The sequence below is a fragment of the Pseudomonas sp. XP1 genome, from assembly GCF_053557675.1.
The window spans coordinates 173,428-189,791 of the sequence record NZ_JBNRIJ010000002.1; the positions used below are offsets into that span (position 1 = coordinate 173,428).

The window sequence follows — 16,364 nt, forward strand, 5'->3', positions numbered from 1 at the left end:
ATGCCCGCGAAGAGGCCGGCACAGCCAGCCCAAATCCCTATCTCCGGCACGGCTATTGCTACACCCTGGGCAACACACCGTTTTTATGACGGTCAGCCACGCGAGAGAGCACGATGCCCCAGGCCGCCCACGTATCCCTAGTCCCCGATCCGCAGGGGCAATCCCTGGTCGAGCAGGAAAGCCGCCAGGGTGTCGAACAAGCCTTCGCCCTGTTCAATCAGGTGTCCAGCCAGCTGAGCCAGTCCTACAGCCTGCTCGAAGCCCGAGTCAGTGAACTCAAGGGCGAGCTGGCGGTGGTCAGCGCCCAGCGCATCGATGAGCTGAGCGAAAAGGAACGCCTGGCCAACCGCCTGCAGAACCTGCTGGACCTGCTGCCCGGCGGGGTGATCGTGATCGATGGCCAGGGCCTGGTGCGCGAAGCCAACCCGGCCGCCTGTGAGCTGCTCGGCGAGCCGCTGGTCGGCCAGCTGTGGCGCCAAGTGATCGCCCGCAGCTTTGCCCCGCGCAAGGATGACGGTCACGAAGTCTCGCTACGTGATGGCCGCCGCCTGTCCATTGCCACTCGCTCATTGGATGCAGAGCCCGGCCAGCTGGTGTTGCTCAACGACCTGACCGAAACCCGTCGCCTGCAAGACCAGCTGGCCCGACACGAGCGCCTGTCGTCGCTGGGGCGCATGGTCGCTTCGCTGGCGCACCAGATTCGCACGCCACTGTCGGCGGCGATGCTCTACGCCAGCCACCTGGCTGATCCAGAACAAGAGCTGGGCGCGGAAACCCGCCAGCGCTTTGCCGGCACCTTGAAGGAGCGCTTGCACGAGCTGGAACACCAGGTACGTGACATGCTGGTGTTCGCCCGTGGCGAGCTGCCGTTGAGTGATCGGGTCACGCCAAAAGCCTTGTTCCAGGCCCTGCAGCAGGCTGCCCAGGCGCATGTGCAAGGGCACGCCGTGCGCTGGCAGTGCGACAGCCACCTGGGTGAGCTGCTATGCAACCGCGACACCCTGATTGGTGCATTGCTCAACCTGATCGAAAATGCACTGCAAGCCAGCGATGGTCCGGCGCGACTGAAGGTGCACCTGTTCCGCCGCGAGCGCAGCCTGCACCTGTGTGTAAGCGACGCCGGCAGTGGCATCGATGCCGAGCTGCTCGGCCGCCTGGGCGAGCCGTTCCTCACCACCAAGGCCACTGGCACCGGCCTGGGCCTGGCCGTGGTCAAGGCCGTGGTGCGCGCGCACCAGGGTACGCTGCGCCTGCGCTCGAAGGTTGGCCGTGGTACCTGTGTGCGAGTGGAGCTGCCGTTGATCGACGGGCAGCTGGCGGAGGGCATGTAATGGCGATCAAGGTGCTGCTGGTCGAGGACGACCGCGTACTGCGCCAGGCGCTGGGCGATACCCTGGAAATCGGCGGCTTCGCCTACCAGGCGGTGGGCAGTGCCGAAGAAGCGCTGGAAGCGGTGCTGGAGGAGGCCTTCAGCCTGGTAGTCAGCGATGTGAACATGCCAGGCATGGATGGGCACCAACTGCTGGCCCAGCTGCGCCGCCAGCATCCGCAATTGCCCGTGTTGCTCATGACTGCGCATGCCGCGGTGGAGCGTGCCGTCGAGGCGATGCGCCAAGGGGCCGCCGACTATCTGGTCAAGCCATTCGAGCCCAAGGCATTGCTCAGCCTGGTCGAGCGGCATGCCGCCGGGCGCGTGGCTGAAGAGGAAGGCCCGGTGGCCTGCGAACCGGCCAGTCGACAGTTGCTGGAATTGGCCGCACGGGTGGCGCGCAGTGACTCGACCGTGCTGATTTCCGGCGAATCCGGCACCGGCAAGGAAGTGCTTGCGCGCTTCATTCACCAGCAGTCGCCGCGGGCGGCGCAGCCTTTCGTGGCGATCAATTGTGCTGCCATCCCCGACAACATGCTCGAGGCCACGCTGTTCGGCCACGAGAAGGGTGCCTTTACCGGTGCCATCGCTGCCCAGGCCGGCAAGTTCGAGCAGGCCGAAGGTGGCACCTTGCTGCTCGACGAAATCTCGGAAATGCCAATGGCCTTGCAGGCCAAGCTGCTGCGGGTGTTGCAGGAGCGCGAGGTGGAGCGCGTAGGCGGGCGCAAGCCGATCAGCCTGGATATCCGCGTGCTGGCCACCACCAACCGTGACTTGGCTGGCGAAGTGGCGGCCGGGCGTTTCCGTGAGGATCTTTATTACCGCCTGTCGGTGTTCCCCCTGGCCTGGCGCCCGCTGCGCGAACGCCCGGGTGACATTCTGCAACTGGCCGAGCGCCTGTTGGCGCGTCACGTGGCCAAGATGAAGCACGCCCCGGTGCAGCTGTCGCCCCAGGCCCGGGCCTGCCTGCAGGCGTATGCCTGGCCGGGCAATGTACGCGAACTGGACAACGCCCTGCAGCGGGCGCTGATCCTGCAGCAGGGAGGGGTGATCGAGGCGGCGGATTTTTGTCTGGCAGGCGCCATTCCATTGTCAGCTGGCATCGAGCCATCGCCAGAGGTGGTAGCCGAGGCTGGCGGGCTGGGCGATGACATGCGTCGTCATGAGTACCAGATGATCATCGACACCCTGCGCGCCGAGCGCGGCCGCCGCAAAGAGGCGGCCGAACGCCTGGGGATAAGCCCGCGTACCCTGCGCTACAAGCTGGCGCAGATGCGCGATGCCGGGTTTGACGTCGAGGCCAGCCTGTTCGGCTGACGGGCAATATATACCGCTGCTGGCGCGGTCCCCGTGTGGGAGCGGGCGTGCCCGCGAAGAATTCGACGCGGTGGCGGGCACCGGCTGCGCCGGTGTTCGCGGGCACGCCCGCTCCCACAGGGATCGCGTTGCTCGCCAAGGCTGGCACCTTTGTTGCTTTAGGTTGGCTATCCGCCGCATCACTGTCAAAAAAATGCGGCCGCAGGAGAGAGAAGGGTCATGAGCCAAGGTGTTGAATTCAATCGTCTGATGTTGGACATGCGGGCCATGCAGGCCGATGCCATGTCGCTGCCCAAGGTGGCTGCCGCCCCCGAGTTGGCACCGGGGCAGAGTACCTTTGCCGACATGCTCGGCCAGGCCATCGGCAAGGTGCATGAGACGCAGCAGGCTTCGACCCAGTTGGCCAACGCTTTCGAGATCGGCAAGAGTGGTGTCGACCTCACCGACGTGATGATCGCTTCGCAAAAGGCCAGTGTGTCGATGCAAGCACTGACCCAGGTACGCAACAAGCTGGTCCAGGCGTACCAGGACATCATGCAGATGCCGGTTTGAGGACGGACGTAAACCATGGCTGAAGCAGTCGTCGACAACCCCCCTGCCAAAAGCGGCCCGCCCGCGGCCAAGCCGCCGCTGTTCGGCATGGCGTTTCTGGAAAACATCGCGCAGATGCCCATGCTGCGTCAGATCGGCCTTCTGGTCGGCCTGGCCGCCAGCGTGGCGATCGGCTTTGCCGTGGTGCTGTGGTCGCAACAACCCGATTACCGTCCGCTGTACGGTAGCCTGGCGGGCATGGACACCAAGCAGGTCATGGATACCCTGGCCGCTGCCGACATCCCTTACAACGTCGAGCCCAATTCCGGCGCTCTGCTGGTCAAGGCCGACGACCTCTCCCGTGCGCGCCTGAAACTGGCGGCCGCTGGCGTGGCACCGAGCGATGGCAATGTCGGCTTCGAGCTGCTCGACAAGGAGCAGGGCCTGGGCACCAGCCAGTTCATGGAAGCCACCCGTTACCGTCGCAGCCTGGAAGGCGAGCTGGCGCGTACCGTGTCCAGCCTGAACAACGTCAAGGGTGCGCGCGTGCACCTGGCCATCCCGAAAAGCTCGGTGTTCGTGCGTGACGAACGCAAGCCCAGTGCTTCGGTACTGGTCGAGCTGTACCCGGGCCGTGCCCTGGAAGCCGGGCAGGTGATGGCCATCGTCAATCTGGTTGCCACCAGCGTGCCGGAACTGGACAAGTCCCAGGTCACCGTGGTCGACCAGAAGGGCAACCTGCTGTCCGAGCAGATCCAGGACACCGCCCTGACCCAGGCAGGCAAACAGTTCGACTACAGCCGCCGGGTGGAAAGCATGCTCACCCAGCGGGTGCACAACATCCTGCAGCCGGTGCTGGGCAATGACCGCTACAAGGCCGAAGTGTCCGCCGACCTCGACTTCAGCGCGGTCGAATCCACCTCCGAGCAGTTCAACCCAGACCAGCCGGCGCTGCGCAGCGAGCAGTCGGTCGACGAACAACGTGCCAGCAGCCAGGGCCCGCAAGGTGTGCCCGGCGCGCTGAGCAACCAGCCGCCAGGCCCGGCCTCGGCACCGCAGACCACCGGTGGTGCCGCTACCCCGGCCGCGGCCATACAGCCTGGCCAGCCGCTGGTGGATGCCAACGGCCAGCAGATCATGGACCCGGCCACCGGCCAGCCGATGCTCGCGCCGTACCCGTCGGACAAGCGCCAGCAAAGCACCAAGAACTTCGAGCTGGACCGTTCCATCAGCCACACCCGCCAGCAGCAGGGGCGCATGACCCGCCTGTCGGTGGCGGTGGTGGTGGACGACCAGGTCAAGATCGACCCGGCCACCGGCGACGCCACTCGTGCGCCATGGGGCGCCGAGGACCTGGCACGCTTCACTCGCCTGGTACAGGACGCGGTCGGCTTCGATGCCAGCCGTGGCGACAGCGTGACGGTGATCAACGTACCGTTCGCCGCTGACCGTGGCGAAGAGATCGCCGACATCGCCTTCTACCAGCAGCCGTGGTTCTGGGACATCGTCAAGCAAGTGCTGGGCGTGGTGTTCATCCTGGTGCTGGTGTTCGGTGTGCTGCGGCCGGTACTGAACAACATTACAGGGGGCGGCAAGCAGGCTGCCTCGGATAGCGACATGGAGCTGGGCGGCATGATGGGTCTGGATGGCGAACTGGCCAACGACCGCGTCAGCCTGGGTGGCCCGACAAGCATTCTGCTGCCTAGCCCGAACGAGGGTTACGAGGCACAGCTCAACGCAATCAAAGGCCTGGTGGCCGAAGACCCGGGCCGGGTTGCCCAGGTCGTGAAAGAGTGGATCAACGCCGATGAGTGATAACCGAGCCGTTACCGCCAAGCTGAGCCGCGTCGACAAGGCAGCGATCCTCCTGCTTTCGCTGGGCGAGACCGATGCCGCCCAGGTGCTGCGGCACATGGGGCCCAAGGAAGTGCAGCGGGTGGGTGTGGCCATGGCGCAGATGGGCAATGTGCACCGTGAACAGGTCGAGCAGGTGATGAGCGAGTTCGTCGAAATCGTCGGCGACCAGACCAGCCTGGGCGTGGGCTCCGATGCCTATATCCGCAAGATGCTCAACCAGGCCCTGGGCGAGGACAAGGCCAACGGCCTGGTCGACCGCATCCTGCTCGGTGGCAACACCAGCGGCCTGGACAGCCTGAAGTGGATGGAGCCGCGCGCCGTTGCCGACGTGATCCGCTACGAGCACCCGCAGATCCAGGCCATCGTGGTTGCCTACCTCGACCCCGACCAGGCCGGCGAAGTGCTGAGCAACTTCGACCACAAGGTGCGCCTGGACATCGTCCTTCGCGTGTCGTCGCTGAACACCGTGCAGCCGGCGGCGTTGAAGGAGCTGAACCAGATCCTCGAGAAGCAGTTCTCGGGCAACTCCAACGCGGCGCGTACCACCTTGGGCGGCATCAAGCGCGCCGCCGACATCATGAACTTCCTCGACAGCTCGGTGGAAGGTGCACTGATGGACGCGATCCGCGAGATCGACAGCGACCTGTCGGAGCAGATCGAAGACCTGATGTTCGTCTTCAACAACCTGGCCGACGTCGACGACCGTGGCATCCAGGCGCTGCTGCGCGAAGTCTCGTCCGACGTGCTGGTGGTGTCGCTCAAGGGCGCCGACGAGCGGGTCAAGGACAAGATCTTCAAGAACATGTCCAAACGTGCGTCGGAGCTGTTGCGCGACGACCTGGAGGCCAAGGGGCCGGTGCGGGTCAGCGACGTGGAGACGGCGCAGAAGGAAATCCTCACCATCGCCCGCCGCATGGCCGAGGCCGGCGAGATCGTGCTCGGCGGCAAGGGTGCCGAGGAAATGATCTGATCCACCAGGGCAGGCAAATGAATTTTGCGGCCTGGTGCGGTACTTGTGGGAGCTGGCTTGCCGGCGATGAGGCCGGCCCAGGCACCGCTGCTGTATGGCAAGGGCTTCGCCCTTGATCGCCGGCAAGCCAGCTCCCACAGGGCCCCGCATTTGTCGAACAGGCTTGTTGAGTACCTGAAAACATGTCCACCAAAGAACATCACCCCAGCGACCTGATCCGCGCCCGCGACCTCGAGGGCGTGGACGTATGGGCGCTGCCCAGCTTCGACCCGGAGCCTGAGCCCGAACCGGAGCCGGAACCCGAGGTAGTCGAGGAAGAAGTCGAGGAAGTGCCGCTGGAAGAAGTCCAGCCGCTGACCCTGGAAGAACTCGAGGCCATCCGCCAGGAGGCCTACAACGAAGGCTTCGCCACCGGTGAGCGCGAGGGCTTCCATAGCACCCAGCTCAAGGTCCGCCAGGAAGCCGAAGAGGCACTGAAGACCAAGCTGGAAAGCCTCGATCGGCTGATGACCAACCTGATGGAGCCGATCGCCGAGCAGGACACGCAGATCGAGAAGGCCCTGGTCCACCTGGTGGCGCACATGACCCGCCAGGTGATCGGTCGTGAACTGCGCGGCGATTCCAGCCAGATCACTCAGGTACTGCGCGAAGCGCTCAAGCTGCTGCCCATGGGCGCGGACAATATCCGCATCCACCTCAACCCGCAGGATTTCGAGCTGGTCAAGGCCCTGCGCGAACGCCATGAGGAAAGCTGGCGGCTGCTCGAGGACAGCGCACTGCTACCAGGCGGCTGCCGTATCGAGACCGCGCACAGCCGCATCGACGCAACCATGGAAACCCGCATCGATAAAGCCGTGACACAACTGTTCGACCAGTTGCACGACCATTCGCTGCACCCGGCAGCGCCGGACATGACGATAGACCTGAATAGCCTGCCAGAGCACGCCGTGGGTAGCCCGGATGCATCTTGAGCGCACCAGTTTCGGCAAGCGCCTGGGTAGTTACGCCGAGGCCATCGAGCTGCCGGCCCAGCCCGTCGTCGAAGGCCGCCTGCTGCGCATGGTCGGCCTCACCCTGGAAGCCGAAGGCCTGCGCGCTGCAGTCGGCAGCCGCTGTCTGGTAATCAACGACGACAGCTACCACCCGGTGCAGGTGGAGGCCGAAGTCATGGGCTTTGCCGGGCCCAAGGTATTCCTCATGCCGGTCGGCAGCATCGTTGGCATCGCCCCCGGTGCCCGGGTGGTGCCGCTGGATGACAGCGGCCGCCTGCCCATGGGCATGAGCATGCTCGGCCGCGTGCTCGACGGCGCCGGCCGCGCGCTGGATGGCAAGGGCGGGATGAAGGCCGAGGACTGGGTGCCGATGGACGGCCCGGTGATCAACCCGTTGAATCGCGACCCCATCAGCAAGCCGCTGGATGTGGGTATTCGCAGCATCAATGGCCTGCTCACCGTCGGGCGCGGCCAGCGCCTGGGCCTGTTCGCCGGTACCGGTGTGGGCAAGTCGGTGTTGCTGGGCATGATGACCCGCTTCACCGAAGCCGAGATCATCGTCGTCGGCCTGATCGGTGAGCGGGGCCGCGAGGTCAAGGAGTTCATCGAGCATATCCTTGGTGAAGAAGGCCTCAAGCGCTCGGTGGTGGTCGCTTCGCCCGCCGACGATGCGCCGCTGATGCGCTTGCGTGCTGCCATGTATTGCACACGTATTGCTGAGTACTTCCGCGACAAGGGCAAGAACGTGCTGTTGCTGATGGATTCGCTGACCCGTTTCGCCCAGGCCCAGCGTGAAATTGCCCTGGCCATCGGCGAGCCGCCGGCCACCCGGGGTTACCCGCCGTCGGTGTTCGCCAAGCTGCCCAAGCTGGTGGAGCGGGCCGGTAACGGCGAGCCTGGTGGTGGTTCGATCACCGCGTTCTATACCGTGTTGTCCGAGGGTGACGACCAGCAGGACCCGATTGCCGACTCGGCGCGTGGTGTGCTCGATGGCCACTTCGTGCTGTCGAGGCGGCTGGCCGAGGAAGGCCACTACCCGGCCATCGACATCGAGGCCTCGATCAGCCGGGTCATGCCCCAGGTGGTCGATGCCGACCATTTGCGCCAGGCGCAAAAGTTCAAGCAGTTGTGGTCGCGCCTGTCGCAAAGCCGCGACCTGATCAGCGTGGGTGCCTATGTGGCCGGTGGCGACCCGGAAACCGACCTGGCCATTGCCCTGCAATCGAAGCTGCTGGAGTTTCTGCGCCAGGGCCTGCGCGAGAGCGTGGACATGGCGCAAAGCCGCGAACAGTTGGGGGCGATCTTTGCGCCCCCGGCGGGCGGTTGATAGGCCATGGCGCTGCCCGGACGTGCCGCGCGCCTGGCGCCGGTGGTGGACATGGCCGAAGAGGCCGAGCGCCAGGCCGCCCAGCGCCTTGGGCAGTTCCAGCAGCAGGTGGCTACGGCCCAGGCCAAGCTGGCCGAGCTCGAGCGGTTTCGCGAGGATTACCAGCTGCAATGGATCAATCGTGGCGGGCAGGGGGTAAACGGTAGCTGGCTGGTCAATTACCAGCGCTTCCTCGGGCAGCTGGAAACGGCCATGACTCAGCAGCGCCAGAGCCTGGTCTGGCACCAGAACAACCTCAACAACGCGCGCGGCACATGGCAGCAGGCCTATGCCCGTGTCGAAGGCTTGCGCAAGCTGGTGCAGCGCTACCAGGAGGAAGCTCGGCGGGCCGAAGACAAGCGTGAGCAGCGCTTGCTCGACGAGCTGTCACAACGCCTGCCGCGGCAGAATCACCTATAGCCTGTACTGGCCTCTTCGCGAATTCGCGGAGATCCTGTGGGAGCGGGTTTACCCGCGAAGAGGCCGGGACGGGCAGCCCCCATGCTTGCCACCCCCGCCATCGCCTGCTAAACCTGTAAGGAGTTGCATCCGCCATCATCGAAGGAATCGCTAGCATGGCAGTCGAGACTGATTTTTCGCAGGACGGGAAAAAGCTGACGATAAAGATCAAGGGGCGCTTCGATTTCGGCAAGCACCAGGAATTTCGTGATGCCTACGAACGCCAGCCCAGCCGGCCCGACTCGGTGGTCGTCGACCTGAAGGACACTACCTACCTCGACAGTTCCGCGCTCGGCATGCTGCTGTTGCTGCGTGACCATGCGGGCGGCGATGAGTCGGATGTGCGTGTGGTGCATGCCAGCTCCGACGTGCGCAAGATCCTCGCCATCTCCAATTTCGAAAAACTCTTCGATATCAGTTGAGCGCCGATATGCCGGCCGAACAGGCGTTGACCGTGCTGGTTGCCGAAGACGGTGCCGCCGACCGCCTGCTGCTGGCGCAGATCGTGCGCCGTCAGGGTCATCAGGTATTCACCGCGGAAAACGGCGAGCAGGCGGTGGCGCTGTTCATCGAGCGGCGCCCGCAACTGGTGCTGCTGGATGCGTTGATGCCGGTGATGGATGGCTTCGAGGCGGCACGGCAGATCAAGGCGCTGGCGGGCGAAGCGCTGGTGCCGATCATTTTCCTGACTTCATTGAACGAGGAGGAAGGCCTGGTGCGCTGCCTGGAGGCCGGGGGCGACGACTTCATGGCCAAGCCCTACAGTGCGGTGATCCTCGGCGCCAAGATCCGCGCCATGGACCGCCTGCGACGGCTGCAGGCCACCGTGCTGGAGCAGCGCGACCAGATTGCCCGGCACCACCACCACCTGCTCAATGAGCAGCGGGTGGCCAAGGCAGTATTCGACAAGGTGGCCCACTCCGGCTGCCTGGCCGCGCCCAACATTCGCTATCTGCAATCGCCCTATGCGCTGTTCAATGGCGACCTGATGCTGGCCGCGTTCACCCCGTCCGGCGACATGCGGGTGCTGCTCGGCGATTTCACCGGCCACGGCCTGCCGGCGGCGGTGGGCGCCATGCCGCTGGCCGAAGTGTTCTACGGCATGACTGCCAAGGGCTACGGCATGGCGCAGATCCTGCGCGAGATGAACGCCAAGCTCAAACGTATCCTGCCGGTGGACATGTTCTGTTGTGCGCTGCTGCTCAACCTCAGCATGCAGCGCGGTTCGGTGGAAGTGTGGAACGGCGGCATGCCCGATGGTTATCGCCTGGCAGTGGACGGTCAAGTGCTGTCGGCGCTGACTTCGCGCCACCTGCCGCTGGGTATACTGGATGCCGAGCGTTTCGATGACAGTACCGAAGTGTTGCCGCTGGCGCCGGGCGAGCGCCTGCTGTTGCTGTCGGACGGCGTGCTGGACACCGCCGACGACCGGGAACGCCTGTTCGGTGTGCAGCGCCTGCTCAGGGTGCTGGCCGACAACCGTGACCCGGTGCGGTTGTTCGACGAAGTGATGCAGGCCCTGGAGCGCTTTGGCGGGCGTCCGCGCGATGACATCAGCCTGTGCGACATTCGTATGTTCAGCGCCGAGGAGCGGGTGCCAGCGCCGATGATCTACTCTGATAGCGGCCGCTCCAGCCCGCTGGACTGGTCGCTGGGGTTCGAGGTTCGTGGCCAGAGCCTCAAGCGCTTCAATCCGGTGCCGTACCTGGTGCAGTTGTTGCAGGAGATTCACGGCCTGCGCGCGCGTACCGGCAACCTGCACAGCGTGCTCAGCGAGCTGTATTCCAATGCCTTGGAGCACGGCGTACTGGGGCTGGACTCGCAGCTCAAGTGTGATGTGCAGGGCTTTGCCGACTATTATCAGGAACGCGCCCGGCGCCTTGGAGTGCTGACCGACGGTTACGTACGCATCGATTTCCAGGTTGAACCGCATGCCGGCGGTGGGCGTCTGATGATCGAGGTGCGTGACAGTGGTGCTGGGTTCGATGTGCAGCGGGTGTTGTCGCGGCCCTCGCTGGAGCAGGGGCTGAGCGGGCGTGGCCTGAACCTGGTGCGGCGGCTGGCCACCAGCGCGCACTGGAGTGAGGGCGGGCGTTGCGCGCATGTGGAGTTCGTCTGGTGAGCCACGGGTTGGCTCGGGCATAATCTGGCTTGATCAAGGAGTGAACAAGTGACTGACTTGCATATTGACCACAAGGTACTCAGTGACCTGCGTGCGGTCATGGAAGATGGCTACCTGCAGTTGGTGCAGACTTTTCTCGACGATTCCGAACGGCGCCTGGGCCAGCTGCACGCGGCCAAAAGTGCCGAAGAGCTCGGTTCCGCAGCCCACAGTTTCAAGGGCAGCAGCAGCAACATGGGCGCGTTTGCGTTGGCCGGCTTGTGCCAGCAACTGGAGGAGCGTGCAAGGCAGCGTCCTTTGTATGGCATCGAGGACCTGATCAACCGCATCGACCACGAATTCATCGAGGTGCAGCGCTTCTACCAAAGTGAGCAGCAACGCATTTTGGCGGGTTGATACAAGACTTGGCGCGAGTCTTGCCTGTCTCTGGCTGGATGTTTTTTTTGTTTCTGGCGCGGAGACCGCTCGATGCCTGTCGCACCCAACCCATTGTTGCAAGGCAACGCCATTGCCAACACCTCGCGCTCGGCCCCCGTACAGGCCGACAAGCCGCTGCAGGCGCCGGGCGACAAGGGCGACGGCTTCGGCCAGGTAATGGCCAGACAGGGTCGAGACAAGGCTGCCGGGCAGGACGACAAGGTCGCCCAGACCAAGCCCAAGGACAAGCCCGAGGCGGCACAGGGCGGCAAGAAAGACCCTGCCGACAAACCCGCGGTTGCCGATGACGGCAAACAATTGCCAGCCGACGACCAGGCCCAGGCCGACACCGGCTTGCGCGATGCCAGCCTGGTGGCCGGCCAGGTAACCGACGCCCAGCCTGGCGCACAACTGATCCAGGCCCAGGCCGAAGCGGTGGCGCCGGTGTTGCAGGCCGCCACGGCGCAGGCGCAGGTCACCGCCGAGCTGCCCGAGGAGCCGCTCGCCGAGGAAGCCTTCGACCCTGACTCCGACCCTTTGGCCAACCTGCCTACCCTGCGCCTGGCGCTGGAACAAAGCGCCCAGGCCAAGGGGGCGACGTCGGCGCATGCCTTGGACCCTTCGCAAGCTCAGGGCGAAGAGGGGCAGATGGCCGTCAATACCTTGGCGAATCTGGTCGAGAATGCCGAGGGTGAAACGGGCGAGCCTGGCGACAAGGCCTTTGCTGGCTTGCTCGAAGATGGCCTGAAAGACACCAAGAGCGCTGGCAGCGATACACGCGTAGACGATTTCGCCAACCGCCTGGCCAACCTGACCCAGGCTGCCACGGCCAAGACCGCCAATGCCGTGCCGGCCAATGCCAGCCCATTGCACCAACCGTTGCCGATGAATCAGAACGCCTGGGCCGAGGGCCTGGTCAACCGGGTCATGTACCTGTCCAGCCAGAACCTCAAATCGGCGGATATCCAGCTGGAGCCGGCGGAACTGGGCCGCCTGGACATTCGCGTCAATGTTGCGACGGACCAGTCGACCCAGGTCACCTTCATCAGCGGCCACGCCGGCGTGCGTGACGCCCTCGACAGCCAGGTGCACCGCCTGCGCGAGTTGTTCGCCCAGCAGGGGCTGGCACAGCCGGACGTCAACGTGGCCGACCAGTCGCGCGGGCAGCAGCAACAGCAGCAGGGGCAGGCACAGGGCAGCAACCTGTCCGGGGTGGCGGCGCGCCGGGCCGAGCAGGGTGGGGCAGAGGCAGTCGATAGCGCAAGGCCTGTGGAGCAGCAGGTGGTTGTTGGCGACAGTGCGGTCGATTATTACGCCTGATAACCGTTAGCCTGAGCCGGCCTCTTCGCGGGCGTGCCCGCGAAGAAGGCAGCACCGCAAAACCTGCTGGAACCCATCCTCTGCGAAATCTGGCATAACACTTGCTCAAGCCAAGCCATCCTCCCTTGAACCCCCGATGGACGACGGATTATTGGCATGGCGAAGAGCGAAGCAGTCAAAGACCCCGCCACTAAAGGCAAACTCAAGCTGATCCTGCTGGCAGTCGTCGGCCTGTTGCTGGCGATCGGCCTTTCGGTGGGCGCTACCTGGTTCATCATGCACAAGAGCGAGCCGGCCCCGGCCGCCGATCCTGCAGCCAGCAACGTCAAGCCAGCGGCCATCTACGAAGCGCTGGCCCCGGCCTTCGTGGTCAATTTCAACCAGAACGGCCGCCAGCGCTACATGCAGGTGAGCATCACCCTGCAAGCGCGCAGCCAGGCTGACTTGGATGCGCTCAAGGTGCACATGCCGGTGATCCGCAACAACCTGGTGATGATGTTCTCCGGGCAAGGCTTCGACACCCTGGCCGGCAGCCCGGTGGGGCAGGAAATGTTGCGCCAGAAGGCCACCGCAGTGGTTCAGGAAGTGGCGCAGAAGGAAGTCGGCAAGCCGGTCGTCGACCAGTTGCTGTTCACCAATTTCGTATTGCAGTAGGAGTCCGCAATGGCCGTACAGGACCTGCTGTCCCAGGATGAAATCGATGCCCTGTTGCATGGCGTCGACGACGGGCTGGTGCAGACCGAGAGTGCATCCGAGCCTGGCAGCATCAAAAGCTACGACCTGACCAGTCAGGACCGTATCGTGCGGGGTCGCATGCCGACCCTGGAAATGATCAACGAGCGTTTCGCCCGTTACACCCGTATCAGCATGTTCAACCTGCTGCGCCGCTCCGCCGACGTGGCGGTGGGTGGCGTGCAGGTGATGAAGTTCGGCGAATACGTGCACTCGCTGTACGTGCCGACCAGCCTCAACCTGGTCAAGATCAAGCCGCTGCGCGGTACCTCGCTGTTCATCCTCGACGCCAAGCTGGTGTTCAAGCTGGTGGACAACTTCTTCGGCGGCGACGGCCGCCACGCCAAGATCGAAGGCCGCGAGTTCACCCCCACCGAGTTGCGCGTGGTGCGCATGGTGCTGGACCAGTGTTTCGTCGACCTCAAGGAAGCCTGGCAGGCAATCATGCCGGTCACCTTCGAGTACATGAACTCCGAGGTAAACCCGGCCATGGCCAACATTGTCGGCCCCAGCGAGGCAGTGGTGGTATCCACCTTCCACATCGAGCTGGACGGCGGTGGCGGCGACCTGCATGTGACCATGCCGTACTCGATGATCGAGCCGGTGCGGGAAATGCTGGATGCTGGTTTCCAGTCCGACCTGGACGACCAGGACGAGCGCTGGGTCAAGGCCCTGCGCGAGGACGTGCTGGACGTTGCCGTGCCGCTGACCGCCACGGTTGCCCGGCGCCAGCTGAAGCTGCGCGACATCCTGCACATGCAGCCCGGCGATGTGATCCCGGTGGAACTGCCCGAGCACCTGGTGCTGCGCGCCAACGGCGTGCCGTCGTTCAAGGCGCGCCTGGGTTCGCACAAGGGCAACCTGGCGCTGCAGATCATCGACCCGATCGAACGCCGCTGACGGCGTGCCGGTCGCTCATAACGAATTGAATGCCTGTCGAGGAAACCATGGCTAACGAAAACGAGATCACCTCTGCAGAGGACCAGGCGCTGGCCGATGAATGGGCTGCGGCACTGGAAGAAACCGGTGCTGCCGGCCAGGCAGATATCGATGCACTCCTGGGTGGCGACACCGGTAGCAGCACTGGCGGCGCGGGCCGCCTGCCGATGGAGGAGTTCGCCAGCTCGCCGAAGCCGAGCGAAAACGTCAGCCTCGAAGGCCCTAACCTGGACGTGATCCTGGATATCCCGGTGAACATTTCCATGGAAGTGGGCAGCACCGAGATCAACATCCGCAACCTGCTGCAGCTCAACCAGGGCTCGGTGATCGAACTCGACCGCCTGGCCGGCGAGCCGCTCGACGTGCTGGTCAACGGCACGCTGATCGCCCATGGCGAAGTGGTGGTGGTCAACGAGAAGTTCGGCATCCGCCTGACCGACGTGATCAGCCCCAGCGAACGTATCAAGAAGCTGCGCTGAGTGAAGGGCACGATGCGCGCCATCGCGGCGGTCGCCGCGCTGCTCGCCAGCCAGGCCTGCCTGGCCGCGGCCACACCGGCGGCAACCCCGGCAACCGCGCCTGGCAGCCTCGGTGGGCAGCTGGCGCAGATGGTCTTCGGCCTGCTGTTGGTGGTCGGCCTGATCTTCTTCCTGGCCTGGTTGCTGCGGCGCATGCAAAGCACGGCGGTGAAGGGCGGGCAGGTGATCGAGATCGTCGGCAGCCGGGCCATTGGCCCGCGTGACCGCCTGCTGCTGGTGCAGGTGGGCAAGGAGCAGATCCTGATCGGCCATACCCCCGGCAGCATCGAGACCCTGCATGTGCTGGCCGAACCCGTGGAAGTGCCGGAAAACGCCCGCCAGGCGACGCCGGAGTTTGCCCAGCGGCTGATGGAGCTGATGGGCAAGGACCCTAAGGACAAGAAGTGATGAGTGGCGCGCTGCGTGTGTTGTTGACTCTGGCGCTGCTGCTGGCTGCGCCGCTGGCCCTGGGGGCCGACCCGCTGTCGATCCCGGCCATTACCCTGTCCAATACCGCGGACGGGCAGCAGGAATATTCGGTCAGCCTGCAGATCCTGCTGATCATGACGGCGCTCAGCTTCATCCCGGCGTTCGTCATCCTGATGACCAGCTTCACCCGCATCATCATCGTGTTCTCGATCCTGCGGCAGGCCCTGGGCCTGCAGCAGACGCCGTCGAACCAGCTGCTGACCGGCATGGCGCTGTTCCTGACCATGTTCATCATGGCGCCGGTGTTCGACCGGGTGAACCAGGACGCGCTGCAGCCGTACCTGAAAGAGCAGATGACCGCCCAGCAGGCCATCGACAAGGCCCAGGGGCCGCTCAAGGACTTCATGCTGGCACAAACCCGGCAAAGCGACCTCGACTTGTTCATGCGCCTGTCCAAGCGTACCGACATCGCCGGCCCGGACCAGGTGCCGCTGACGATCCTGGTGCCGGCGTTCGTCACCTCCGAGCTGAAGACCGCGTTCCAGATCGGTTTCATGATCTTCATCCCGTTCCTGATCATCGACATGGTGGTGGCCAGTGTGCTGATGGCAATGGGCATGATGATGCTGTCGCCGCTGATCATTTCGCTGCCGTTCAAGATCATGCTGTTCGTGCTGGTCGATGGCTGGGCCCTGATCATGGGTACCCTGGCCAGCAGTTTCGGCGGCGTCTGACGCCGTCAAGGAGAGCCGCCGATGACACCTGAAGTCGCAGTCGACCTGTTCCGTGATGCCCTGTGGCTGACCACCCTGATGGTCGCCATACTGGTAGTGCCCAGCCTGCTGGTGGGCCTGGTGGTGGCGATGTTCCAGGCCGCCACGCAGATCAACGAACAGACCCTGAGCTTTCTGCCGCGCCTGCTGGTGATGCTGATCACGCTGATCGTCGCCGGGCCGTGGCTGGTGCAGAAGTTCATGGAGTACTTCACCAGCCTCTACACCAGCATCCCGCAGCTGATCGGTTGAC

The 16,364-nt window shown here is 64.5% G+C and carries 18 protein-coding genes; all 18 read left to right on the forward strand.

Annotated features, from left to right (window positions below):
* Positions 1 to 113 precede the first annotated feature (113 nt).
* On the forward strand, positions 114 to 1,331 hold the full coding sequence (locus ACK1U9_RS03105; protein WP_085601618.1) for a sensor histidine kinase: 1,218 nt from the start codon (positions 114 to 116) through the stop codon (positions 1,329 to 1,331).
* Positions 1,331 to 2,686 carry a sigma-54-dependent transcriptional regulator gene (locus tag ACK1U9_RS03110; RefSeq protein WP_196188138.1) on the forward strand — a complete coding sequence of 452 codons (1,356 nt, stop codon included), beginning with the start codon at positions 1,331 to 1,333 and terminating at the stop codon, positions 2,684 to 2,686. Before ACK1U9_RS03105 ends, ACK1U9_RS03110 begins: the two co-directional genes overlap by 1 nt.
* Positions 2,687 to 2,905: 219 nt before the next feature.
* The gene (fliE, locus tag ACK1U9_RS03115) at positions 2,906 to 3,238 is read left to right on the forward strand and encodes a flagellar hook-basal body complex protein FliE (RefSeq protein WP_013973606.1); all 333 of its coding nucleotides are present in this window, start codon (positions 2,906 to 2,908) and stop codon (positions 3,236 to 3,238) included.
* 15 nt (positions 3,239 to 3,253) lie between these two features.
* On the forward strand, positions 3,254 to 5,032 hold the full coding sequence (gene fliF, locus ACK1U9_RS03120; RefSeq protein WP_046614587.1) for a flagellar basal-body MS-ring/collar protein FliF: 1,779 nt from the start codon (positions 3,254 to 3,256) through the stop codon (positions 5,030 to 5,032).
* Complete coding sequence (fliG, locus tag ACK1U9_RS03125; protein WP_003257289.1) at positions 5,025 to 6,044, forward strand: flagellar motor switch protein FliG; 1,020 nt, start codon at positions 5,025 to 5,027, stop codon at positions 6,042 to 6,044. Before fliF ends, fliG begins: the two co-directional genes overlap by 8 nt.
* A gap of 182 nt (positions 6,045 to 6,226) precedes the next feature.
* Entirely contained in the window at positions 6,227 to 7,015 is a 789-nt protein-coding gene (gene fliH / locus ACK1U9_RS03130) for a flagellar assembly protein FliH (protein WP_108480242.1), read from the forward strand.
* Positions 7,005 to 8,363: a flagellar protein export ATPase FliI gene (gene fliI / locus ACK1U9_RS03135; RefSeq protein WP_046614585.1), complete on the forward strand. Its 1,359-nt coding sequence runs from the start codon at positions 7,005 to 7,007 to the stop codon at positions 8,361 to 8,363. The genes fliH and fliI overlap by 11 nt, the downstream gene beginning before the upstream one ends.
* Before the next feature lie 6 nt (positions 8,364 to 8,369).
* Positions 8,370 to 8,822, forward strand: coding sequence for a flagellar export protein FliJ (gene fliJ, locus ACK1U9_RS03140; RefSeq protein WP_046614584.1), 453 nt, complete (start codon positions 8,370 to 8,372; stop codon positions 8,820 to 8,822).
* A gap of 155 nt (positions 8,823 to 8,977) precedes the next feature.
* Positions 8,978 to 9,283, forward strand: a complete 306-nt coding sequence (locus tag ACK1U9_RS03145) for an STAS domain-containing protein (RefSeq protein WP_013973600.1) — start codon at positions 8,978 to 8,980, stop codon at positions 9,281 to 9,283.
* Positions 9,284 to 9,291: 8 nt separating this feature from the next.
* Positions 9,292 to 10,983: a fused response regulator/phosphatase gene (locus ACK1U9_RS03150; protein ID WP_046614583.1), complete on the forward strand. Its 1,692-nt coding sequence runs from the start codon at positions 9,292 to 9,294 to the stop codon at positions 10,981 to 10,983.
* A gap of 48 nt (positions 10,984 to 11,031) precedes the next feature.
* On the forward strand, positions 11,032 to 11,379 hold the full coding sequence (locus ACK1U9_RS03155) for an Hpt domain-containing protein (RefSeq protein ID WP_108480241.1): 348 nt from the start codon (positions 11,032 to 11,034) through the stop codon (positions 11,377 to 11,379).
* 72 nt (positions 11,380 to 11,451) lie between these two features.
* Positions 11,452 to 12,720 (forward strand): flagellar hook-length control protein FliK, encoded by a 1,269-nt coding sequence (locus ACK1U9_RS03160; RefSeq protein ID WP_108480240.1) that lies wholly within the window; start codon positions 11,452 to 11,454, stop codon positions 12,718 to 12,720.
* Between the two features lie 156 nt (positions 12,721 to 12,876).
* Positions 12,877 to 13,374 carry a flagellar basal body-associated protein FliL gene (gene fliL, locus ACK1U9_RS03165; RefSeq protein ID WP_025340078.1) on the forward strand — a complete coding sequence of 166 codons (498 nt, stop codon included), beginning with the start codon at positions 12,877 to 12,879 and terminating at the stop codon, positions 13,372 to 13,374.
* A gap of 9 nt (positions 13,375 to 13,383) precedes the next feature.
* Entirely contained in the window at positions 13,384 to 14,352 is a 969-nt protein-coding gene (gene fliM / locus ACK1U9_RS03170) for a flagellar motor switch protein FliM (protein WP_013973595.1), read from the forward strand.
* A 47-nt stretch (positions 14,353 to 14,399) separates the two neighbouring features.
* Positions 14,400 to 14,870, forward strand: a complete 471-nt coding sequence (fliN, locus tag ACK1U9_RS03175) for a flagellar motor switch protein FliN (protein WP_046614701.1) — start codon at positions 14,400 to 14,402, stop codon at positions 14,868 to 14,870.
* Positions 14,871 to 14,882: 12 nt separating this feature from the next.
* Entirely contained in the window at positions 14,883 to 15,317 is a 435-nt protein-coding gene (fliO, locus tag ACK1U9_RS03180) for a flagellar biosynthetic protein FliO (RefSeq protein ID WP_046614700.1), read from the forward strand.
* The gene (gene fliP / locus ACK1U9_RS03185; protein ID WP_003257293.1) at positions 15,317 to 16,072 is read left to right on the forward strand and encodes a flagellar type III secretion system pore protein FliP; all 756 of its coding nucleotides are present in this window, start codon (positions 15,317 to 15,319) and stop codon (positions 16,070 to 16,072) included. The genes fliO and fliP overlap by 1 nt, the downstream gene beginning before the upstream one ends.
* A 21-nt stretch (positions 16,073 to 16,093) precedes the next feature.
* Complete coding sequence (gene fliQ, locus ACK1U9_RS03190) at positions 16,094 to 16,363, forward strand: flagellar biosynthesis protein FliQ (protein WP_046614580.1); 270 nt, start codon at positions 16,094 to 16,096, stop codon at positions 16,361 to 16,363.
* Position 16,364 lies beyond the last annotated feature (1 nt).